Origin of the sequence: Streptomyces kebangsaanensis (genome assembly GCF_001906585.1) — a bacterium.
GTDB classification, from domain to species: Bacteria; Actinomycetota; Actinomycetes; order Streptomycetales; family Streptomycetaceae; genus Streptomyces; species Streptomyces kebangsaanensis.
Window position 1 is genome coordinate 29,234 of record NZ_JUJA01000148.1, and the last position, 21,368, is coordinate 50,601.

Annotated in this window: 17 protein-coding genes and 2 pseudogenes; 11 read left to right on the forward strand and 8 right to left on the reverse strand. The window is 68.8% G+C overall.

Annotated features, from left to right (window positions below):
* Positions 1 to 557, reverse strand: a pseudogene (locus tag RH94_RS44375) (hypothetical protein); the annotation flags it as partial.
* 295 nt (positions 558 to 852) lie between these two features.
* Between RH94_RS44375 and RH94_RS23955 the strand changes: the two are divergent.
* Positions 853 to 1,722 carry an oxygenase MpaB family protein gene (locus RH94_RS23955; RefSeq protein ID WP_073949860.1) on the forward strand — a complete coding sequence of 290 codons (870 nt, stop codon included), beginning with the start codon at positions 853 to 855 and terminating at the stop codon, positions 1,720 to 1,722.
* Positions 1,723 to 1,755: 33 nt separating this feature from the next.
* Here RH94_RS23955 and RH94_RS23960 read toward each other — a convergent pair whose 3' ends face one another.
* Positions 1,756 to 2,355 carry a class I SAM-dependent methyltransferase gene (locus RH94_RS23960; RefSeq protein ID WP_073949859.1) on the reverse strand — a complete coding sequence of 200 codons (600 nt, stop codon included), beginning with the start codon at positions 2,353 to 2,355 and terminating at the stop codon, positions 1,756 to 1,758.
* 151 nt (positions 2,356 to 2,506) lie between these two features.
* Here RH94_RS23960 and RH94_RS23965 point away from each other — a divergent pair, with 151 nt between their 5' ends.
* The 5 genes from RH94_RS23965 to RH94_RS23985 all read left to right on the forward strand — a co-directional run bounded on the left by RH94_RS23965 (position 2,507) and on the right by RH94_RS23985 (position 7,497).
* Positions 2,507 to 3,280 carry an MHYT domain-containing protein gene (locus tag RH94_RS23965; RefSeq protein WP_073949828.1) on the forward strand — a complete coding sequence of 258 codons (774 nt, stop codon included), beginning with the start codon at positions 2,507 to 2,509 and terminating at the stop codon, positions 3,278 to 3,280.
* Positions 3,281 to 3,334: 54 nt separating this feature from the next.
* On the forward strand, positions 3,335 to 5,857 hold the full coding sequence (locus RH94_RS23970; protein ID WP_073949830.1) for a sensor histidine kinase: 2,523 nt from the start codon (positions 3,335 to 3,337) through the stop codon (positions 5,855 to 5,857).
* A complete protein-coding gene (locus RH94_RS23975; protein ID WP_073949832.1) occupies positions 5,854 to 6,291 on the forward strand; it encodes a roadblock/LC7 domain-containing protein in 438 nt (145 codons plus the stop codon). The genes RH94_RS23970 and RH94_RS23975 overlap by 4 nt, the downstream gene beginning before the upstream one ends.
* 22 nt (positions 6,292 to 6,313) lie before the next feature.
* On the forward strand, positions 6,314 to 6,727 hold the full coding sequence (locus RH94_RS23980; RefSeq protein ID WP_073949834.1) for a DUF742 domain-containing protein: 414 nt from the start codon (positions 6,314 to 6,316) through the stop codon (positions 6,725 to 6,727).
* Between the two features lie 164 nt (positions 6,728 to 6,891).
* A complete protein-coding gene (locus RH94_RS23985) occupies positions 6,892 to 7,497 on the forward strand; it encodes a GTP-binding protein (protein ID WP_073949836.1) in 606 nt (201 codons plus the stop codon).
* A gap of 51 nt (positions 7,498 to 7,548) precedes the next feature.
* Here RH94_RS23985 and RH94_RS23990 read toward each other — a convergent pair whose 3' ends face one another.
* Positions 7,549 to 7,977: a PPOX class F420-dependent oxidoreductase gene (locus tag RH94_RS23990; RefSeq protein WP_073949838.1), complete on the reverse strand. Its 429-nt coding sequence runs from the start codon at positions 7,975 to 7,977 to the stop codon at positions 7,549 to 7,551.
* 93 nt (positions 7,978 to 8,070) lie between these two features.
* Between RH94_RS23990 and RH94_RS23995 the strand changes: the two genes are divergently transcribed.
* Both RH94_RS23995 and RH94_RS24000 read left to right on the forward strand, forming a co-directional pair.
* Positions 8,071 to 8,484 carry a roadblock/LC7 domain-containing protein gene (locus tag RH94_RS23995; RefSeq protein WP_073949840.1) on the forward strand — a complete coding sequence of 138 codons (414 nt, stop codon included), beginning with the start codon at positions 8,071 to 8,073 and terminating at the stop codon, positions 8,482 to 8,484.
* Between the two features lie 124 nt (positions 8,485 to 8,608).
* The gene (locus tag RH94_RS24000; protein ID WP_073949842.1) at positions 8,609 to 9,637 is read left to right on the forward strand and encodes a DUF6397 family protein; all 1,029 of its coding nucleotides are present in this window, start codon (positions 8,609 to 8,611) and stop codon (positions 9,635 to 9,637) included.
* Between the two features lie 49 nt (positions 9,638 to 9,686).
* Here RH94_RS24000 and RH94_RS40415 read toward each other — a convergent pair whose 3' ends face one another.
* A complete protein-coding gene (locus tag RH94_RS40415; RefSeq protein ID WP_324614306.1) occupies positions 9,687 to 9,992 on the reverse strand; it encodes an acyl-CoA thioesterase in 306 nt (101 codons plus the stop codon).
* A gap of 590 nt (positions 9,993 to 10,582) precedes the next feature.
* Here RH94_RS40415 and RH94_RS40420 point away from each other — a divergent pair.
* Positions 10,583 to 11,038, forward strand: coding sequence for a hypothetical protein (locus RH94_RS40420; protein ID WP_143204061.1), 456 nt, complete (start codon positions 10,583 to 10,585; stop codon positions 11,036 to 11,038).
* A 92-nt stretch (positions 11,039 to 11,130) separates the two neighbouring features.
* Positions 11,131 to 13,539: a hypothetical protein gene (locus RH94_RS24015; RefSeq protein ID WP_143204062.1), complete on the forward strand. Its 2,409-nt coding sequence runs from the start codon at positions 11,131 to 11,133 to the stop codon at positions 13,537 to 13,539.
* 142 nt (positions 13,540 to 13,681) lie between these two features.
* Here RH94_RS24015 and RH94_RS24020 read toward each other — a convergent pair whose 3' ends face one another.
* The 3 genes and pseudogenes from RH94_RS24020 to RH94_RS44380 form a co-directional block, all read right to left on the reverse strand.
* On the reverse strand, positions 13,682 to 14,452 hold the full coding sequence (locus RH94_RS24020; RefSeq protein WP_073949846.1) for an IS5/IS1182 family transposase: 771 nt from the start codon (positions 14,450 to 14,452) through the stop codon (positions 13,682 to 13,684).
* Positions 14,453 to 14,492: 40 nt separating this feature from the next.
* Positions 14,493 to 15,401 carry a DUF6615 family protein gene (locus RH94_RS24025; protein WP_143204063.1) on the reverse strand — a complete coding sequence of 303 codons (909 nt, stop codon included), beginning with the start codon at positions 15,399 to 15,401 and terminating at the stop codon, positions 14,493 to 14,495.
* A 265-nt stretch (positions 15,402 to 15,666) separates the two neighbouring features.
* A pseudogene (locus tag RH94_RS44380) lies at positions 15,667 to 15,939 on the reverse strand (transposase); the annotation flags it as partial.
* Between the two features lie 552 nt (positions 15,940 to 16,491).
* On the opposite strand from RH94_RS44380, the gene RH94_RS24040 reads away from it, so the two are divergent.
* Complete coding sequence (locus RH94_RS24040; RefSeq protein ID WP_073949852.1) at positions 16,492 to 20,430, forward strand: hypothetical protein; 3,939 nt, start codon at positions 16,492 to 16,494, stop codon at positions 20,428 to 20,430.
* Here RH94_RS24040 and RH94_RS24045 read toward each other — a convergent pair.
* Positions 20,425 to 21,368 (reverse strand): DDE-type integrase/transposase/recombinase (locus RH94_RS24045; RefSeq protein WP_143203995.1); only part of this gene is annotated, 944 nt, incomplete at its 5' end. The genes RH94_RS24040 and RH94_RS24045 overlap by 6 nt on opposite strands.

Consider the following 21,368-nt stretch of genomic DNA (forward strand, 5'->3'; position numbering starts at 1 on the left):
CCCGCCGCGCCGGCCGGAGCACCGTCCTTCGCGGCCCCGTCAGCCGGGTCCTGGAAGTCGGCGTCGTCGATCTGCTCGCGCCACACCGCCCACTGCAGCGCGATCTCGTCGGCGCCCAGCCGGCGCTGGGCGGGCCCCCAGGTACTGGTGTCCGGCGGGGACAGCACAGGCGCGTCCGAGAGCTTCGGGTCCGGGTCGTGCGGCGCGGGCACGCCGGGAGCGGTGACGGCGACGGCGAGGGGCCAGCCCGGCAGCGCGGCGACGACCGTGCGCTCGTCGGGCGACAGGTCGTACTCCATGCCGCAGTCCCAGGACGCGATGGCCACGGCGACCAGTGACACGTCGTCGATGACCACCGTCCACCGCGCCCCGTCGCCGTCCTGACCGAGCACCAGGCCGTACCCCTCGGCGAGGGGCGCGAGGCCGAGCGCCGCGCAGGCCTCCGGGTAGTCGTCGCCCAGCACGCTCGGGAACTGCGCCGGTGTCAGCAGTACCGCCGTGAGCACATAGAGCGCGTCGTCCGCGGCGGCGATGGCGTCCTCGTCCGTCCCGGCCATTCCGGCCTCCTCATCGGTTCGTCCAACGGCGCGCACCCTAGTGCGAGTGGAAGGCGGTTGTCACGACTCCTGTGCGCTCCCGGACCTGCGGTTCTCCCCCCGGCGGCGGGCGAAAGGGCCGTCGCTCGTCCGCCGCTCCAGGTCGCCGGAAGACCCGGCAGCGTCCGGGCCACCGTCTCTCCGCGTGACTTCCGACGCTGAGCGTTCGTTCACCGCTCACCGTAAAATCGAAGCTGGCGCAGCAGAAGGGGGCGGCGTGACGAAGCGCTTCGAGCGGCTGGAACGGATCCGCACCATGGACCCGGTGACGGACGCGACCGAGATCTACCGGCTCACCTCCGCCTACGAGTTCCCCTGGGACTTCACCCGTGCCTTGGAACTCGCCCTCTACCGCACGTACGCGGTTCCGAGCATCGGCCGGCTGCTGGCCGAGACGGCGGAACTCACCGACCGCGCGCAGAAGCGCTACGACGACACCTCCCTGCTCCTCGACGCCGTGGTCGAGCACGGCTTTACGAGCGAACAGGGCCGCACCGCGATCCGGCGCATCAACCGGATGCACCGCAGCTACGACATCGGCAACGACGACATGCGGTACGTACTGTGCACGTTCGTCGTCATGCCCAGGCGCTGGATCGACGCGTACGGCTGGCGCAAACTCTGCCGGCACGAGGTCGTCGCCTCCACCGTTCACTACCGCACGCTCGGCCGGCACATGGGCATCAGGGACATCCCCGAGTCGTACGAGGAGTTCGAGACCCACCTCGATGCCTACGAGAAGGCCCACTTCGGCTGGGACGAGCAGGCCCGAAGGGTCTCCGACGCCACCCTCGGCCTGATGACCTCCTGGTACCCGCGACCGCTCGCGCCCCTGCTGCGCAACGCGACCCTGGCCCTGCTCGACGAATCGCTGCTGCGGGCCTTCCGCTACGAGCCGCCGAGCGCCCTCACCCGCGCCCTGGTGCGCCGCGCGGTACGTGCCCGGGGGCGTGCCGTGCGCCTGCTGCCGCCGCGCCGCGCCCCGCACTTCGCGCGCCAGAACTGGGAGATCAAGAGTTACCCGGACGGCTACCGGCCGGCCGACCTCGGCACCCACCCGGTCCCCGGCGTGCGGGGCTGCCCCGTGCGGCACGCCGACAACCCGGCGGCCGGCCCCGGCCAGTGAGCCGGCCGAGGAGCGTGAGCAGGGCCGGCCGGATCAGCCCTCGCGTACGGCCAGCGCCAGGAAGCGGGCGTCCTCGTCGACGTAGGACGTCATGCGCCACCCCGAACCGGCCAGCAGCGGGCGCAGGTTGGGCTCGGCCCGTAGGTCGTCCGGGGTGAGCCGCCGGCCCTGACGCGCCGCGAGCGCCGCCCGTCCGACCGGGTGGAACAGCGCCAGCGTGCCGCCGGGACGTACCACGCGCCGCAACTCCCGCAGATTCTCCGCGGGATGCGGCAGGTGTGCGATGAGGCCCGCGGCGAACACGGCGTCGAACGAACCCGGCCTGAGCGGCAGCGCGCCGACGTCGGCGAGCAGCAGATGCCCGTCGCGGTCCCGCCCGGCCCGTACGGCGGCCCGCAGCATGGCCGGCGTCAGGTCGGCGCCCACGACGACTCCCGAGCGGCCCACGGCCGCGCGCAGCGGCGGCAGGGCACGCCCGGTGCCGCACCCCGCGTCGAGGACGCGGCCGCCCTGGCGCAGCCCGAGCTCGACGACCGCGGCCGCGTAGGCGGGGCCGTCGTCCGGGAACCTGCTGTCCCAGTCGGCGGCGCGCGCGGTGAAGAACTCCTGGACGTGTGCGTGGTCCTCGCTCATGTTCCGCATGATCCCTCACTGGTTCGGACGAGTGCCGTTGCGTGCACGTTCGAGCACGACGCGATCGTTCCAGTGTCTGTCCATGTCGTATTCCGATACTTTTCGAAACGTGCCCCCTTTGTGTCCCGTACCCCCCTAGCGTCCCGGGGCCATGGGACACCTGGACCACGCCTCCTTCGGCTGGCTGACCCCCCTGCTGTCGTACGCGATGGCCTGCATCGGCGCGGCCCTGGGGCTGCGCTGTACCGTGCGGGCCCTGGCCACCACCGGACGCTCGCGCCGCAACTGGCTCGTCACCGCGGCCTCGGCGATCGGCACCGGCATCTGGACCATGCACTTCGTCGCCATGCTCGGCTTCGGCGTCAGCGGCACCGACATCCGCTACGACGTCCCTCTGACCCTCCTCAGCCTGCTCGTCGCCGTGGCCGTCGTCTGCGCGGGCGTCTTCGCCGTCGGCTACGGCCGCGAGCGCGGACGCGCCCTGTTCCTCGGCGGGCTCACCACCGGTCTTGGCGTGGCGAGCATGCACTACCTCGGCATGGCGGCGGTGCGCCTGCACGGCGACGTCAGCTACGACCCGGTGCTCGTCGCCCTGTCCGTCGCGATCGCCGTCCTCGCCGCCACCGCCGCCCTGTGGGCCGGGTTGAACATCAAGTCGCCGCTCGCGGTCGCCGTCGCCTCCCTCGTCATGGGGGCGGCGGTCAGCAGCATGCACTACACCGGGATGCTCGCGGTGAGCGTGCGCGTCACACCCTCCGACACGGTCCTGCCCGGGGCCACGGCGATGCAGTTCATCTTTCCCCTCGCCGTCGGCCTCGGGTCCTACCTCTTCCTGACCTCGGCCTTCGTCGCCCTGTCCCCCTCGGCGGGGGAGCGTGAGGCCTCCGCCTCGGTCCAACGGCCGGTCGAGAGCGCCGCCGGTTAGCAGGCGGCGGGCGACATCCCGGACGGCATGCCCGAGACCCCCGAACGAGGAGCCATGCGAACACCCCGCAGGATCCCGGCCGGCGCCCCGACGCCGGCCCCGCCGCCCGTGCGCGGCCGTCGTGCGCACGCCGGACCGCCCGCCGACGAGGGCCCGAAGGATTCCTGCGCCGGGGGACCGGACGACGTTCCCGCGCGCGGAGGACGCCGACTGCGCCCCCGCACCGTAAGGGCCAAGATCGTGTGCCTGCTCATGGTGCCGGTCGTCTCACTGCTCGCCCTGTGGGCGTACGCGACCGTCACCACCGCGCAGGACATCGCGCGGCTGCGGCAGACGCAGCGAGTGGACTCCGTGGTGCGGGCCCCGGTCGCGGAAGCCGTCGCAGCGCTCCAGGACGAGCGGACGGCGGCCGTGCGCTACGCGACCGACCCGGGGGCGACGGGAAGCGGCGACCTGAAGAATCTCGCCGCGCGCACCGAGCGGGCCGTGGCGAAGCTGCGGCTCGGGAACCGCAACACCGTCGCCGACGGCGAGCAAATGCCCGCGGGAGTCGCGCAGCGCCTGCGCGCCTTCGTGGACGGAGCCGAGGACCTGCGGTCCCTGCGCACCGCGCTGCTCGAGCGGCGGGCCGGGTGGGACGAGGCCTACGGACAGTACACCAAGGTCATCTCCACGGCCTTCGGCGTGGGCGGCGCGCTCACCGGTATCCAGGACGCCGGCCTCGGCTCCGACGCGCGCGTGCTGTTCGAGTTCTCCCGCGCGGGAGAGGCCCTGGCCCAGGAGCACGCGGTGCTCTCCAGCGCCCGTTCGGCCGGCGGCCTGGGCGGAGAGCGGCTCGCCTTGTTCGCGGGCGCCGTCGACACGCGCCGGACCCTCACCGACGCCGCCGTCGCCGACCTACGGGGCTCCGAGCACACCGCCTGGCAGCGCCTCGCCGCCGGCCGCGACTACACCGCTCTCGGCGCCGTCGAGGACAAGCTCCTCGCCGCCGGCCAGGGCCGCCGCGCGCTGGATGCGGCACCGGAAGCCCTCTGGGACCCGGCACACGCGCGCGTACAGGACGGCATGCGCACCATCGAGGCGGACGCGGGGCGGGGCGTCGTGGACCGCGCCGACCCCTTCACCCGCGGCCTGCTCAGCCCCGCCGGTGCCGCCGTCCTCTTCGGCCTGCTCGCCGTCTCCGCCTCACTCGTCATCTCGGTCCGCATCGGACGCGGCCTCGTCGTCGAACTGGTGAGCCTGCGCAACCGCGCCCTGGAGATCGCCCGCCGTGAACTCCCCGAGGCGATGCGCAGGCTGCGCGCCGGCGAGGAGATCGACGTCCGGGCGGAGGCCCCGCCGGGCCCACCCGCCGAGGACGAGACCGGACAGGTCGCCGAGGCCCTCGGCACCGTGCACCGCGCCGCCCTGCGGGCCGCCGTGGAGCGCGCCGAACTCGCCAGCGGCGTCTCCGGCGTCTTCGTCAACCTCGCACGCCGCAGCCAGGTCCTCGTCCACCGCCAACTCAGCCTCCTGGACAGCATGGAGCGGCGCTCGGACGACCCGAACGAGCTGAGCGACCTCTTCCGGCTGGATCACCTCACCACCCGTATGCGGCGCCACGCCGAGAGCCTGATCATCCTCTCCGGAGCCGCGCCGGGCCGGGCCTGGCGCATGCCGGTCCCCCTGACGAACGTGGTCCGCGCGGCCGTCTCCGAGGTCGAGGACTACGCGCGCGTGGAGGTACGGCGACTCCCCGACGCCTCTGTCCTCGGTGAGGCCGTCGCCGACCTCACTCACCTGCTCGCCGAGCTCGTGGAGAACGCCGCCCAGTTCTCACCGCCCCACACGCGCGTGCGCGTCACCGGAGAACCCGTCGGCAACGGATATGCGATCGAGGTCGAGGACCGGGGCCTGGGCCTGGGCAAGGAAACGCTTGCCCAGGCCAATCGGCGCATCGCCCAGTCCGAGGCGCTCGACCTGTTCGACAGTGACCGACTCGGTCTGTTCGTGGTCAGCAGGCTCGCCGCCCGCCACGACATCAAGGTCCACCTGCGACCCTCGCCCTACGGCGGCACCACCGCGGTCGTCCTGCTGCCCACGGCCCTGCTGCACAGCGGCGTGGCGGAGACGGTCCCTCGGGCGACGGCCGAGCGGGAGCACCCGGCGGAAGGTGAGTGCGCGCACGTACCCGGCGCCGCTCGGCACCAGGGCTCAGTGCCGTCACCGGCCGGCCGGTCCGCGTCGGCCGACCCGGGACAGGCCGTGCCCACGAGCGACACCCCGCCCCCGGGAGTGACGGCCTTGCGACTGCACCGTCCCGCGCAGGACCCCGGGCCGGACTCCCCGGAACCCGAGGACCTGCCGCGCCGCGTGCGGCAGGCGAGCCTCGCCCCGCAACTGCGCGGACAGCGCACCGAGGAGGCGGCATGCCCCAGCCCCCCGCGTGACGACCACCGGCGTACACCCGAACTCGTGCGGGACCGCATGGCCGCCTACCGCGACGGCTGGGCCCGCGGCGGCGGCAGGCGGCCCGGCCGCAGTGCCGCACTCGAAGACAACGCCGGCAGCGACAGCGACGAAGGAGACCTCGCATGATCCAGGACCCGAGCATGAGGGCCGCCCAGCGGCCCGGTGAACTCGACTGGCTGCTGGACGACCTGGTGCTGCGTGTGCGCGAGGTACGGCACGCCGTCGTGCTGTCCAACGACGGACTGGCCGTGGGCGCGTCGACCGACCTCGAGCGCGAGGACGCGGAGCACCTGGCCGCCGTGGCCTCCGGCTTCCACAGCCTCGCCAAGGGCGCAGGCCGCCACTTCGGGACCGGGGGTGTGCGCCAGACGATGGTGGAGATGGACGACGGCTTCCTCTTCGTGACCGCCGCGGGTGACGGCTCCTGCCTCGCCGTCCTCACCGCCGTCACGGCCGACATCGGCCTGGTGGCCTACGAGATGGCACGGCTCGTCAAACGGGTGGGCGAACACCTCTACACGCCGCCGCGCGCCACCGCGCGGCCGCCCGCGGCGGGATGAGGCGAAAGGGCGGTCCGCACAGATGACCGACGACTTCATGGGTGCCCCGCAGGAGCCGGGCAGCCAGTGGTACGACCATGAGGCCGGGCCGCTCGTCCGCCCGTACGCCATGACGGGCGGACGCACCAAGCCCGGCCCGGCCGGCGTGCGTTTCGACCTCATCTCCCTCGTCACCATCGACCCGGGCGTGCCCGGCACGGACGACGACACCGCCCTCGGACCGGAACACCGGCTCCTGATCGAGCTGTGCCGGACGGAGACGCAGTCCGTCGCCGAACTCGCCGCGGGCGCCGACCTGCCCGTCGGCGTGGTCAGGGTGCTCCTCGGAGACCTTCTGGAACTCGGCCGAGTCACCGTCAGCCGTCCGGTGCCGCCCGCACAACTTCCCGATGAACGGATTCTGCGTGAGGTGATCGCGGGACTGCGGGCGCTGTAGAGAAAGCGTCCTTGTTGCGCACTCGTTCCGGCACCTTGGGTGCGCGAGCCGGTCAGGACGGAGAAATTACGGTCAAATCCCCCGAACGAGTGCTCATGTCGTCATGATGCTGACGGTTCCCCTTCCCGCGTCGACCGTTGCACCCCTCCTGAGAGAAGTGATCCATGGTCTCCGAGCACTTTGACGCCCCGGACGGCGAGACGGCCGCCCTGGCGCTGAAGGTACTGGTCGCCGGCGGATTCGGCGTGGGCAAGACCACCCTGGTGGGCGCGGTCAGCGAGATCCGGCCGCTGCGTACCGAGGAACTGCTGAGCCAGGCCGGACAGTTGGTCGACGACACCGACGGCGTGAACCACAAGGTCACCACGACCGTCGCCATGGACTTCGGGCGCATCACCATCCGGTCCGGGCTCTCCCTCTACCTCTTCGGCACGCCGGGGCAGGACCGCTTCTGGTTCCTGTGGGACGAGCTGTCCCAGGGCGCCCTCGGCGCCGTGGTCCTCGCCGACACCCGACGGCTGGAGGACTGCTTCCCGGCGGTGGACTACTTCGAGCACCGGCACATCCCGTTCGTGGTGGCCGTCAACTGCTTCCCGGGCGCCCGCACCTACGGCGCCGACGACGTCTCCCGCGCCCTCGACCTCGACCGGGGCACGCCCGTGGTCCTGTGCGACGCCCGCGAACGCGACTCCGGAAAGGAGGTGCTGATCCGGCTCGTCGAGTACGCCGGGCGGATGCACGCGGCCCGGCTGCTCGACTCCGTGAGCTGAACGCAACGGCGCGTGCCCGGCCGGGCGGGAACGCGCGGAAGCCGGCCGTCCTCAGCCCGCGACACCCTTCACCGCCGCGACCCTGTCGACCGTCAGCCGGACCAGCAGTTCGCCCGGGACGCCGTTGCGGGCGCCGAACTCCTCACCGCGCTCCTCGCCCATGTAGCGAGCGCCGATGCGCGTGGCCCACTGCCGGACCTCCGCCAGGTCCTCCGACAGCCGGACGCGGCCCTGCAGCACCACGAAGCCGAACGGCGGCCGGTCGTCGTCCACGCACAGGGCGACGCGGTCGTCACGGGCCAGATTGCGTCCCTTCACGGTCTCCTTCCCGGTGTTGAACACGATGTCGTTCCCGTCGAGCAGAAACCAGATCGGCGCGACATGCGGGCTCCCGTCGGCCCGTACGGTCGACAGCTTGCCGGTGCGGGTGCCGTACGAGACGAACGCCCGCCATTCGTCATCGGTCATCTTCTGTGCCATGCCCCCATACTCCTTGCCGGGACAGCGGCAGTGGGGAAGGCTGGCGGGAGATCCTCCGGCCACGGAGGGGACATCACACGGGGAGACCGCATCATGGCGCAGAACCAGACACTGGGCTGGCTGCTCGACGACCTGACTCAGCGGATGGAACATGTACGGCACGCCCTGGTCCTGTCCAACGACGGGCTGGTGACGGGCGCGAGCACGGGACTGCGGCGCGAGGACGCCGAGCATCTCGCGGCCGTGTCGTCCGGGCTGCACAGCCTGGCCAAGGGCTCGGGCCGCCACTTCGGCGCGGGCGGAGTACGCCAGACGATGGTCGAGTTCGACGACGCGGTGCTGTTCGTCACGGCGGCCGGAGCGGGTAGCTGCCTGTGCGTCCTCAGCGGTGCGGAGGCCGACATCGGTCAGATCGCCTACGAGATGACTCTGCTCGTCAACCGAGTCGGCGAACACCTCGACGTGGACGCCCGCCAACCGGAGCGGACTTCCGCGACAGACTTCTGATCTGCGCATTCGTTATTTCCTGCGGAGTTATCCACAGGCTCGCGCCGAGATTCGCGGCAACGGCTACGGTTTTTCCAGGCGAGCGCAGCCGGCGCGAGCCTCACACTCCACGGGGGAGACGACCATGTCCGGCGACACCATCACGCATGTCATCACGCCCACCGCCGAAACGGCCGCCGCGAAGCGGCAGACACCTTTCTCCCAGAGCCGGGCGGCCCGCGAGCTGGGCCTCAAGCGCAGCGAGTTCGACCTGGCTGTCCATCTCGGCCACATCCGTACCCTGCCCGACGAAGGGGGAGGCGGCCGGCGCGTCGACCGCGCCGAGATCGAGCGGCTTCGCGCCCAGGAGGGTTTCCCGGAGGCGCTGCGCAGGCGGGTCGAAGCCGTGGGCACCAGGGACGGCGCGGCGCTCATGGAGGTGACCGCCGCCCGGTTCACGCGCCTGGCCCGCCTGGGCCTGGTGACTCCGGTCAAGTTCTACCTGAACCGCTACCGGGCCGTGGTCTGGCTCTACCTGGCCGACGAACTGCTGGAGTTCGCCGCCGACCCGAAGAGCGCGACGCTGCTGAACCAGCCCTTGCCCGAGGTACTTCGGTCCCAGCTGGACACCGGCCTGGACCTGCGCGCCCGCAACTGGCGCGGACGGCACCTCGGCTTCCTGCTGCGTCAGGCCGGCGACCCGTGGGAGCGGGCGGGTGCCGTGGCATCGATGCTCGACCAGGTTCAGGTCTCGGAGATCGTCAGGGACCCCTACGAACGTGCGTATCTGAACCGCTTCCGGCCGCAGCCGCCCGCCCACGGCACACCGGACTCGCCCACCGCCCATCTCACCGAGCGGATCACGACGGCGCAGGATCCGGACGAGATCGAATGGCTCCGGGCCGACCTTGCGCGGGCGGTGGAGGAGGCACGTACCCACCGGCCCGCACCCAGCCCGGCCCCGCGGTGCACCGACCGGCACCCGGCACAGCACGGGCATCCGGCAGAGCACCGACGCCCGGAGCGTCGGCACCCGGCGCATCACCGGTGTCCGCCCGCGCCGGAGCGGTCCGGGCGATCCCGGCAACCCGAGCCGCCCCAGCGGGCCGAACCTGTGAGGCGGCGCGAGCGCTCACGCCGACTGCTGGGCCGGTTCTTCCACGGAGACACCTGAACGGCCACCCGCTGGGCCGGCCGACGGGCCCACAACGGAGGGCGACCGCCTACACCGCGCGGAACAGGCCCTCCTGGACGACCGACACGAGCAGGCGCCCCTCCCCGTCGTAGATGCGCCCACGGGCCAGGCCCCGGCCGCCCACCGCGATCGGCGACTCCTGGTCGTACAGGAACCACTCGTCCGCACGGAACGGCCGGTGGAACCACATGGCGTGGGCGGAGATGGAAGCCGCGAGTGCTCGGCGACCTGCATGTTTCTGGTGTAGAGAGCGCTTGGACGCATGCCCAGCACACCATGCGCACAATCGTGCGATGGGTGGTAGCCAGTCCATCTGACAAGTTGCTGTAGGCATGCTGAGCGAATGCCGCAGGTTTCCTGCGCGGAGGGGCGCCAGCAGGTTCTTCGTCTGCTGGTGGTACAGCAGTTGCACCCAAGCTGACCAGGGGAAACAGCAGTTGGTGCGGCTCGCTGGAGGGGTCTGGTCCGGAAATGGTCCGGATCTTGGTCCGTCTCGGCTTGCGCAAGGTGTTGCTGCTGGGCGGGGCCTCCTCGGACCGGCGCTGTGATCGGCAGTGCGACGAGCTGGATTCCGCCGGGGACCTCCCCCGTTTGCCGAGCACGGGTCGGCGGGTTCAGATGTCCAGGCGGCGGCGGGTAGGCCGTTGAGGAAGTCGGTCGCCTTTCGGCCTTCGGCGGTCAATGAGTCGCAGCGGAACTGTTCGGACGCCACGGCGGCGGAAGCAGGAGCGGCAACCAGGAGCAGGTCGGCGCTCACCCCGGCGGACGACGCAGCACGCCGCCCTGCAGCGGATCTCCTGCCCCGTCGTGCTCGCTGCTGACGCTGGTAGCGCCTGGTGACCACGTGATTCCGATGAATCTCTGACCAGCACCTGAGTTCAGGCGCTAATGTGCCGACATCACCATAGAAGCAGGGGAACTCACGTGAATCTTGACCCGTCACAGCTCTTCGACGACTCGGTCACCTGGCTCCTCCAGGCCCTCAAGGCCGGCACGGGCGAGGGCATCAAGGCTGCTGTAGCGCGGTGGTTCTCCCGGGGGGACGATGATGCCGAGCAAACCGTCCTCAGCCGCCTGGACCGCACGGCTGACGTGCTTGGCGCTGCTCCCGAAGGTCCGGAAGGCGAGGGCGTACTCAATAGTCAGCATGAGCGTTGGGTCGGCCGGTTCGAGGATGCCTACAGTGACTGGGGCGGCGACCAACAAGCAGCTGCTCTCGAGGAGTTGAGGTCTCTCCTTGAGGAGCACGCACGGGCCGTTGGCGCGCAGTCGGGCGACGGTGGAGTCTCAGTGGCCGGAAACATGAGTATCAAGGCCGAAGGCGGTTCCATCGCTGCAGCCATCATCAACGGCGGAGCAAGCATCGGCTCCCCTTCCTAGCCGACTTCGGCACAGAGCTGAACGAAGCCACGGCCACCTCCAGCCAGGCGCCAGCATTTCCGGACCTGGCTCAGCTCCCCTCTGATGCGCGTTTGATCTTTGCGCAGGATCGTTCAATGGCGGCCGAGAAGGTCGTCATCTACAACTTCCCTCCCTCCCACACGTCGGCGCCTCCGCTGCCAGCTGTCAGTAAGTCCTTCGCGTCCTGGGAAGTGGGTGAACTCAGTGTCAAACCATCCGTCGGGGAGGGGCTACCCCCGTACGTCGAGCGGGCCCACGACCTCGAGTTGCGTCAGTGCCTGAGAAAGATCAGGAACGGCTCCTCCTCAGTCGTCGTGATCGAGGGAAACTCCTGTGCCGGGAAAACACGCGCAGCCTACGAAGGCGCCGGTACAGAGCTGCACGACTGGGCGCTGCTCTATCCTCACTCAGCTGACGGCCTCAGGCAGGCGGCAGCAGAGGGGCTGGTCAGACCACGAACCATCATTTGGCTCGACGACGCCCACAGCACTGTCCTTGCCGATCGGGACGGCGAGGAGGCCGCCGCTCTGCTCCTGACGCTCAAAGATGCCGTGAGCCACCTGGCGATCGTCGTCACCATCTGGCCCGGCCACTACGAAATGCTCACCGGCGCCGCCCCTGCCTCCCAGGGGCAGGACCGCCTTGCTCGGCGCCGGACGCTTCTTCAAGCCAGCTACCGCGTCACCGTCCCCGACACCTTCACCGACCGCGAGCTCGATGACTTCCAACGCCGGGTCACCGACCCGCAGTGGGTGCAGGCGGTAGACAGCGCCCGTGGTACCCAGGAGTTGACCCAGACGCTGGCCGCCGCCGTAGAACTCATGCACCGCTACCGCCGCAGCGACCACCCCGGCAAAGCCCTGGTGACCGCAGCAGCTGACCTCCGCCGACTCGGAGTGCGCGAACCCATTCCAGCGCGGACCCTCACCGCAGCAGCACCCGGCTACCTGACCACGCACGCACGCATGAAACTCGTCGGCGACTGGGCAGCAACCGCACTCGCCTGGGCACGAGAACCCTGCCATGGCGTGTGCCCTGCGCTGCCGCCAGTCCTGCACCCCGACGGCATCGGACCGGACCCGGACCGATGCGACCTCAATGACTATCTGGAGCAGCACATTGCCGAGGAGCGTGCCTTCACCGCCCCTCCTTCCCCCTTCTGGCAGGCTGCGCTGACGGCAAATCTCGGCGGTCTCTCCTATGCGAAGTTGGGCACCGCGGCCTTCTCCAGCGCCCGGTTCAAGATCGCTCGTGATCTTTACATCAAGGCACTTGAGCGTCACCACACACCGGCGTTCAGTGACCTCTGCGTCCTCTATAGCGAGACGGGAATGATCCACACGCGGCGCGGAATCGACGAGCTCCTTGCGCTGTGCGAACCGATTGAGGACGGCGGCGAAAGCGCCTTTCATCTGGGCACCGACATCGGTTATGTCGCGACGGGGCAGGTGGACGCCGAGTACCGAGAGAGGAGTGTCGAACTCGCGACGGCGCTGCTCGAGCGCGCTGCTGAGGCAGGCCACGCGCTTGCTAGGACCGCCCTCGTCATGATGTACGAGGATCTCGGCCAGCTGGATGAGGCGGCCGCGGTGGCGCGGGTAGCGGATGCTCCAGAAGCCCAGCAGGAGCATCCAGCGGCACTCTTGCATCAGGCGGCGGAGGGCGACGCGGACGCGCTGCACGAACTGAAGAGGCTCGCGCACACCGGCGGACCCCGCTGGCATGCCCTCGTGGCCAGGGCCTTCGACGTGCCCTCCCGTCTGTGCGCGTGGCCTTCCAAGCTGAGCAAGCAAGGGGAGCGGGACCTGGCCCGGCAACTCCTGGATGCCAGCGTCGCCGCGAAGTCCGCTGCGGCTCTGGGCATGTTGCTCGACTTCCTGGACCGCCCGGAGGATCAGCAGGAGGCAGCGGCCCTCAAACGCTCGGCAGCAGAAACCGATTCACACTTCTTGTTCCAGCTGTTCATGGAACTGTGGCCCGAGCGTCGACGCGAGGCACTCGCACTGCTCAGCAGAGCACGCCGTCAGCGCCGGCACGGGGCCGTGCGGACCGTCGTCCGGCATCTACACAAGATCCCCAGTGCACGCCACACCGCTGAAGACATCGCCCACATTCTGGCCATGAGAGACCGGCAACCCTGGGCACAGTACGAACTGGCCTTGTGGATGTACGAGCGACTTGAAACACCTGAGGAGGGACTGCCCCCGCTGGAGAGCATTCCCGACGAGGTGTTCGCGCTCATAGAAGCTGCAGCGGTTCATTACCAAGACGCACGCCGCTTGTGGGGACAGCTCCTGAGCCGCATGGGGAGGGAGTACGAAGCCCGCGAGGCCCTGTTCGCCGCTGTCGACAGCGGCGACTACACCATCGTCACCCACGGCGAACTCGGTGAGCACCTGTTCCCGGACCAGCCGACCAAGGCCGAGCAGTTGAAGATGTACGGCCTCACCGCTGAGGGAGAGCCACACGACGTCTGGTAGTCCAACGATCAGGAGCTACGGCCATCCACTCCTCGGCCAGTTGCCCGCGATCGAGTCCGCTCATCCATCTCAGAGCCCGACTAAAGGGTGTTCCACAAGGCCGTGTTCGGGCAGGTCAGGGCTCGTGAACACGGTCTTCTGGTCATGATGCGAGGGCGAGGTTGTGCATCTGGGCGACGGCCTGGACGGCGTGGTGGAGGCCGTCGCCGTGCTGCTGGCAGTCACGGAGGATCTTGGAGTTCTTCATCCGGCCGATCACGTGCTCCACCCGGGGACGGACGGTGCGGTGCGCGGCGTTGTCGGCCTCCTCGCCCGGCAGCTGGGCCCGTCGGGGGCGCTTGCGGTGAGGGGTGACCATCCCGCAGTTCAGGTAGGCGCCGTCGCCGAGCAGGGTGACGCCTTCGCAGTGCTCGGCCAGGCCGGACGCGCGCCAGGCGTGCGCGTCCGCGGTGGTGCCCGGCACGGGCCGGGCGGCGGCGATCACGAGGCGGGTGTCGGCATCCACGATGACCTGCACGTTCGCCGAGAACCGGTAGTTGCGTGAGCACGTGCCGACGTGCCGGTCGCGGACCGGCAGGAGCGTGCCGTCCACGATCCACAGCCGGTCCGCCGCGTCGTTCGGCCGGGAATCGGGCTCCAATGCCAGCAGCGGTCCCAGCCGTTGGATCACCCGGCACACGGTCGAGGAGGAGATCCCGAACAGTGGCGCCAGCTGCCGCATGGTCAGGCTCGTGCGGTAGTACACGGCCACGATCAGCACTCGTTCGGCCAGCGTCAGGCTCCACGGCCAGCCCCGCAGGGTGCCGTTGCCGCCCCGGTCCCGGACCGCCTTGAGCAGCCGGCCGAACTGTTCCACCCGCAACCCCGTGAACGTCTCCACCCACACCCGTTCAGACCTCAACACCCCAGCCATACACCGGAGATGCCCAGATCACGGTCTTGTGCAACACCCTTTAGGTCCGCTTGCGCGGCCACTTCTGCTCGACGATCACAGTCTGGGGTGCGGCGGGCACCTCGTCCTCGGAAGCCGGGACGAAGAGACCTGGAGTTCTGCTGCGCATGACTTCGACGTAGGTCGGAAGCTCGAAGGTCCGCTGCTCACGCTCGATCGGAATCTCCCCGAGGTGCAACGAGGCGTCTCGGGCGCCACGGACGCCCCCGCGCCGGGTCAACACTTCGAGCGTGCCGTGCACGCGGTCCACCCAGTCGCCCCGGTCTAGCGTTCGCGGCCATCGCTCCTCTACATCCTTGGTATAGGGCGGGAAGCCAAGGGCGTACGACCAAGGGACGGCTGCAGAGAGGTATTTCTGAATGCGGAATCTCTCCGCGACGGACTTACCCATGTCGCCGTCGCTGAGCCTCTTCACCTCCGCAGCTGAGATGATGGCGCAGCCGTAGTGACGCGGTTCTACGTGCCCGCATTCCTTGTAGGACTTCCGGTTCGGGCAGGCGTTCCACTCGGCGGGCGGCGCCCAGTGGGTGCCCTCTTCGAAGGTGCCTTCGGGCCAGCCGTTGTAGAAGACATGAAACCCGTAGCGGGCCTGGTCAGGGTCACAGCCGTTGATCAACGTGTCGTACTGGAAGGTGCCTTCCTCTGCACCGTGGTGGGAGAGCATCTGGTAGCGGTAGTCCTCGTAGACGCGCTTGGCCTGGATGCGCAGACAGATCCAGCCCACCTCATCACTGCCGAGCCACCACTCCCAGTCGGCACCAGATCGGGTCTCCTGTTGCTGCGTGTACTGGTAGGTCAGCAGTCCGGATACCTCGGTCTGCAATGTGAGGAGCAGTTCCTGCGTGGAGGTCGTCTCGTCGTACTTCAGCCCCATGCGACGTGCATGCTCGATCTTCTTCCAGTTGCTCATCGCGGCAGTGTCCATTGCCAGGCACAAATCCCGGAACCTTTCTATCGCCATGACGGAACTCTTCCACGGACGAGCCTGCGGTGAGGGGCATTGTTCGAGCTGTGCGCCGCAGGCCGGGGAGGGTAAATCGGTGAGGGCGATGCAAGACGGCGCGGCTCTCCGGGTACCGCGCCTTGCCGAACAACAGCTCTCGGGGGCGCGACCGGGCACGAGCGAGCCTCTGGGCGGGCACCACGTTGAGCAAGGATGGCCAGCACAATTACGCCCAGTCCGGCAGCCGGCGCCAGCACGTCAGCCCAGAGTCGAAGCCGAGCTCCTGTGGGAGGTGTTCCCACTAGATGTCGGTGTGCAGGACGTACAGGATCCGGCACAGCACCTGGCGGTCCGGGACCGGAAGACGGCCGGGGTAATGAAAGCGGCGTTCCTTCTTCGACAGCAGCGGCTCGATCCGGTCCCAGAGGTCGCCCAGTACGCTCCACGGTGAAGTTTGGCATCTTTGGCGTCCCGGGGACGGCGACGTGGGCCGGGCAGGACCCGGGGTCGCTCAAGGTGCTCCTCCTCGGGGGGCAGAGGCTGGCGACGCCTCCGCCTGGGCCGTCCTCGTTCAGCGCATGGCGCCGGCGCTGACCCACGCTCCGCAGCCGTTCATCACCGCTGGCCAGGGCAGCGAGGCAGGCGACGGCCGTAAGGGCCTGCGGCGCACCCCCAAGAGTGCCCTCGCCGCCTTGGCCTTGGCGTACACAGCAACCAGCGGCCCGGGCGTCAGCCGGGCCCTTCTCCTCGCGTTCGCGAAGGCCGTGCTGGAGCACCCGGACGCAACTCAGCCTCCGGAGGTGGAAGACGGTAAGTCTCTAATCTGCTACGGCGAGCAGCACTCGGTTGAGGGCCGGACGCCGATCACCGCGGGGATGGCGATCGCGAGCGCTGTCTTGAATCCGCGTCGATCGTTTCGGACACGATGCGTCGGTGGATGCGTTGCCGGAATCAGGGAGACATGAGTAGCGTATGCAGGCTTGTGCCGTCTTGGTCTGTGGTGATGTGAGGGGACCCTTGCCCGATTCCGTCGCTTTGAGGTCTGCCGGGAGTGGGCATGCCTGACACCGATCTTCTGCGTGCCAGCCGTGACGGCGATCAGTTCCACTATCACTGGGCGGCTCGGCAGGCGCTGAAGCTGTTGCTCCCTGGTGCAGATTTGACTGCGATCGCCGTCGAGGGCGTGTCGCAGGATGACACGACGGGGCGCGACGGTGAAGACGTCATTGACATCGCCGAGTACTACGGCGCGACCGGACTTCGCGAAGCGAACCGCGTGGTGTATCGCCAGCTGAAGCATTCGACTGCGCGGGCCACCGAGGAGTGGACCGTGTCGGGACTTGGCGGCACCGTCAGCGGGTTTGCAGAGAAGTACCGACGAATCAAGCTGGAGTCGCCGGGACTTGAGCGGAAGGTCATCTTCGAGTTCCTATCCAACCGGCCGGTCCGCGACTCCGTTCTGCGTGCGATCAGGGTTCTGGCAGTGGGCGGTGAGCTCGGCGACTACGCTCACGAGGTCAAATTTCTCAAACAGTATGCGGGGTTCACGGACGATGCAGACGGCGAAGCCGGTTTCTTCAATCAGCTGCAGGTGGATCCCACAGCGCCGGGCTTGCTGCGACTCGAAGGGCTGTTCCGGCTGGATCTAGCCGGATTTCTGCCCGGCGCTCCCGATGTGCAGCCCCTTCTGCTGAAAGAGATGATCGCGCGACGCGCGACCTCGCTGGAGACGAACCACGTCGTCGACCGCTCCACTGTGCTTACTGCTCTCGGGGTCCCACCAGAGCGCCTTCTGCCTGCCCCCAACCTCATCGACCCGCCCGGACGCGTCATTGTGACTCCGCAGACTCGTGCGATCGTCGACGACATCGTGCGGCTCGCCCCGCGGCCTGTCATTGTCCACGCGGCCGGCGGTGTTGGGAAATCTGTGCTTACCACGCAGATTGAACGGAACTTGCCGGCGGGCTCCATCACTCTCGTCTACGACTGCTTCGGGAACGGGAGTTACCGGCGCTCCAGCTCGCCCCGCCACCAGCATCAACAAGGCTTGGTCCAGCTGGCTAATGAGCTTGCTGCGCATGCCCTTTGCGATCCGTTGATTCCGGCTGGTACGGCCCAGCCGACCGATTACGCGAAGGCATTCGTGGTGAGAGTCCGGGGCGCGGCAGAAGCCATCGCGGCCTCCACCCCGGGAGCGCTCTTGGTTCTCGTAGTGGACGCGGCCGACAATGCGGCTCTCATCGCCAGAGATGGTGGTGAGCGCGCCTTCGTCGCAGACCTGTTGTGGGAGGCACTACCGGACAACGTGCGACTCGTCATGCTGTGCCGCACCGAACGCGTCGATCTGCTTGAACCGCCGCCTGGTGTCCACAGAATCGAGCTCGCGGGATTCGGCGTCGCCGAATCTAGGCAGCATTTGGCGTCGGTGTTCGGAGTGGTCACGGAGGCACAGGCGGCCGAGTTCCACCGTCGTACCGGCGGCAACCCCCGGGTCCAGGCGTTCGTTCTCAGCACGGCGTCGGACCTCGAGTCCTGTCTCGCCTCTCTCGGGGAGGCGAGACATCCCGACGTCTCCTTGCTCGACGAACTCCTGCAGGGCTTGGTGGACCAGTGTAAGGACGCCAACCATCATCTGAGTGCGGAGATCGACCGACTGTGCGAGGCCATGGCCGCACTCCGGCCGAGGATCCCCGTAGGCGTTCTAGCCGAGCTGTGCGGCGTGCCGGCCTCGGTCATCCACAGCTTCGCAGCGGATCTCCGCCGCCCTCTGCTCGTCGATGGTGACGCCCTGCAGTTCCGTGACGAACCGACCGAGACTTGGTTTCGAACGAGGTATCGTCCGACCGGCCAGTCCCTGATTGACTTCATCGACCGCCTGACGCCGCTCGCCGCAGGCGAACCGTATGTGGCAGCTTCTTTGCCGCAACTGCTGTGGGAGGCCGGTCAGGTCGACACCCTGGTTGAGCTGGCGATGACCGACGGCGCCCTCCCCGAGGGGGACGATCTGGAACAACGGGAGATCGCTCAGCAGCGGGCTCAGTTCGCCCTCAAGGCCACGCTACGCGTGGGCAAGGAATGGGAGGCGGCCCGGCTTGCAATCAAGGCTGGAAGCCTGGCCGCCGGGCACTCTCGTCGGCTTCATCTGCTGAGGAGCAATACCGATCTGGCGGGCGCGTTCCTGGACGCCAGCACGGTCGAAGACATAGTGGCGAACCGCAGCCTTGCCGCGGACTGGCCAGGTTCCAACCTTCACTTCGAAGGCGCCTTGCTCTCATTCGCCGCTGGCCAGACCGACTTCGCCCGCAGTCGACTGCGCAGCGCGGCGGAATGGCTCAAGGCATGGGTGCGGCGGCCTGACGACGACGATCCGCACCCACACCACGTCACCGCGGCGGACATTGCTGAAGTCGCCTTCGGACTACTCAACACCGACGGTGTGGAGGCGTGCGCCGAGCACTTGGCCCGATGGCGCCCCAATCAAGTTGGCTTCGAAGCTGGAGTGATCATCACTACCCGGCTAGCCGACTCGGGCCGTACCGAGGAAATGGAGGCCCTTGGCCAAGCGGCCACGCGCTCGAAGTACCTCCAGTTCGCCGTCGCCTATGCCGCCTGGCAGGCCAACCTCGTGTGCCAGGCACCGCTTGCGCGGCGCCTCGTGAGAATGCTGAAGCGCCAACGCAGACCCGTCTCCTTTCGCCGACATACGGGTGCCCCGGAGGAGAACAAGGCACTTCCAGCGGTCGGTTGGATCATCGCCATGGGGCTGCGCCACGGCGTGCTGTCGGACGCGGAGGCCGAACGGATCCTGCGTCTCAATCTCCCTGACGACCTGGGCCGGGGTGCCGGAAGCCGCTACGGCCGCAACACCGACACACTTGCCCTCCTGTGCGGCTTCGCACTGCTATCGAAGATCCGGATGCAGCCCTTTGACGCAGACATGCTTGCGGGTGACGACGTCCTGGAAGCGCGGCAACATCCTCATACGTACTCGCGCACACTGAACGACCACGAGCAGAGCGTCGTGCCCCTCGGTGCCTGGGCGAGCCTCTGGATCGACTGCCTAGTCGGAGCCTCCGGCGACACAGAAGTCCCGTTCCGGGATCTCGTGGCCTCCATGTCGGGACAGCATGGTGGACATGAGGTGCCGTACTTCCTCTATCGAGGAGTCGCGCGACTCGGTGTCCGGATTCTCGCCCTCGGCTCGTCCGACGTGACGCGTCAGCTCCTGCTCGACTGGTACCGGGCCACGCAGAGGAACATTGCAGACGAAGTCCTGATTGACGCCGTCCGCGCAGCGGCTCCCGTCGACGAATTGCAGCACATCGCTGTCGAACTCGCGGAGTCCGTCGCTGCGTCGCTCGACACCACACAGGACAGTGCTGAGTACAAGGCGGAGCAGATGGTGAAACTCGCTCGCGCAGTCCAGCGATTTGACACACGCGAGGCTCACGCCTACTTCACCAGGGCGATCGATCTGACCGACCGTGTGGGCGACGACGTACATGTGCTGTGGGGGAGCGTCCTCGCCGTCGCTCGCCGAGCCTCTGAGGGCAATCACGACGACGATCGCCGCGCATATCGCGTTGCACAGCTTGCCGAGAGCATTCAGCCCTATCTCGGGGACGGAATGGATCACGCCGCGGTCCTGAGCGTCATGGGCCGCTTGAACCCGACGACCGCGACAGTCGTCGCTTCCCGTTGGCGTGACCGTCGGTTGTGTTCTGAGGGTCCGTTCATTCAGGCACTTCTGGACGAGGAAGCGGGCCCGCTTGCTCCCTCCGCGGTCACTGCTCTGGCGACGGTGCCGTTCGACGAGTACCGTGTCGGCGCCCTCCAGCTCGTTGAACGAGCCCTTCGCGAGGCTCCAGACGACGGCGAACGCATCGCCGGGATTCTGGGAGAGTTCCTGCGGGCACGTCGTTTCAGCAGCGAGTCCTTCGAACGCCTTGACCACGCGGAAGATTTCAAGTCCAGTGAGACGGTTGGGGCGCTATGAGGTTTGTGGTGCGGGTTCCCTGCGTCTGGCCGGGTCGTTGATCCACGCCTGCTGGGGTATCCGGGGTGGTCGGGGGCGGCGGCCGAAGCGTTCGGGGTGGCGGGCGTATGCCTCGGCGAGGGTGACGGCCCGCTGGTCGCGCACCTCCTCGGCGGTGCCGAAGTGCACGCTGGCGGGCGKGTGCCAGCCGATCCCCGAATGCCGGTGCTCGTGGTTGTAGTACGCGATGAACGCGTCGAACCACTCGCGGGCATGGGCCAGCGAATCGAACCGTTCGGGATAGTCGGACATGTACTTCGTGGTCTTGAAGTGGGCCTCGCTGTAGGGGTTGTCGTTGGAGGTCTTCGGCCGCGAGTGCGACCGCGTGACGCCGAGGTCGATCAGCAACTGCGAGACCTTCTTGGAGGTCATCGAGGTGCCGCGATCGGCGTGCACGGTCTCCGGCACGATGCCGTTGCGGGTGATGGTCTCGCGGATCAACTCCTCGGCCCGCCGGGACGATTCGGCCCGCTCGACGGTGTGGCCGACGATGTAGCGGCTGAAGATGTCGATGATGACGTAGGCGTGATACCAGACGCCCTTGACCGGTCCGGCTGCCTTGGTGATGTCCCAGGTGAACACCTGCGACGGTGCGGTGGCCACCAGCTCGGGCACCGCCTGGGCGGGGTGGGTGGCCTGGCGGCGGCGTTCGCCGGACTGCCCCTTCTCGCGCAGGATCCGGTACATCGTCGAGACCGAGCAGTGGTAGCGCCCGGCGTCCAGTTCGCGGGCCCAGATCTGCGCGGGCGGCAGCTCGGCGTACTCGGCGCTGTTCATCAGCTCCAGTACCGCAGCCCGTTCCTCTGCCGTCAGGGCCGAGGGCTGGACCTGCGGCGAGCGGGGCCTGCGCGGTGGTGAGGGACGGAGCCGGCGGTAGTGGGTGGCCCTGGAGCGGCCGG

What these genes read in the sequence shown, in the direction of transcription:
- RH94_RS23980 (WP_073949834.1), top strand. Translation starts at nt 6,314, where the DNA reads ATGACCGACGACTTCATGGGTGCCCCGCAGGAGCCGGGCAGCCAGTGG.
- RH94_RS23955 (WP_073949860.1), top strand. Translation starts at nt 853, where the DNA reads ATGGACCCGGTGACGGACGCGACCGAGATCTACCGGCTCACCTCCGCC.
- RH94_RS23965 (WP_073949828.1), top strand. Translation starts at nt 2,507, where the DNA reads ATGGGACACCTGGACCACGCCTCCTTCGGCTGGCTGACCCCCCTGCTG.
- RH94_RS23975 (WP_073949832.1), top strand. Translation starts at nt 5,854, where the DNA reads ATGATCCAGGACCCGAGCATGAGGGCCGCCCAGCGGCCCGGTGAACTC.
- RH94_RS23960 (WP_073949859.1), bottom strand. Translation starts at nt 2,355, where the DNA reads ATGAGCGAGGACCACGCACACGTCCAGGAGTTCTTCACCGCGCGCGCC.
- RH94_RS23995 (WP_073949840.1), top strand. Translation starts at nt 8,071, where the DNA reads ATGGCGCAGAACCAGACACTGGGCTGGCTGCTCGACGACCTGACTCAG.
- RH94_RS24025 (WP_143204063.1), bottom strand. Translation starts at nt 15,401, where the DNA reads ATGAGCAACTGGAAGAAGATCGAGCATGCACGTCGCATGGGGCTGAAG.
- RH94_RS24020 (WP_073949846.1), bottom strand. Translation starts at nt 14,452, where the DNA reads ATGGCTGGGGTGTTGAGGTCTGAACGGGTGTGGGTGGAGACGTTCACG.
- RH94_RS23990 (WP_073949838.1), bottom strand. Translation starts at nt 7,977, where the DNA reads ATGGCACAGAAGATGACCGATGACGAATGGCGGGCGTTCGTCTCGTAC.
- RH94_RS40415 (WP_324614306.1), bottom strand. Translation starts at nt 9,992, where the DNA reads ATGCCTACAGCAACTTGTCAGATGGACTGGCTACCACCCATCGCACGA.
- RH94_RS23970 (WP_073949830.1), top strand. Translation starts at nt 3,335, where the DNA reads ATGCGAACACCCCGCAGGATCCCGGCCGGCGCCCCGACGCCGGCCCCG.
- RH94_RS23985 (WP_073949836.1), top strand. Translation starts at nt 6,892, where the DNA reads ATGGTCTCCGAGCACTTTGACGCCCCGGACGGCGAGACGGCCGCCCTG.
- RH94_RS24000 (WP_073949842.1), top strand. Translation starts at nt 8,609, where the DNA reads ATGTCCGGCGACACCATCACGCATGTCATCACGCCCACCGCCGAAACG.
- RH94_RS24040 (WP_073949852.1), top strand. Translation starts at nt 16,492, where the DNA reads ATGCCTGACACCGATCTTCTGCGTGCCAGCCGTGACGGCGATCAGTTC.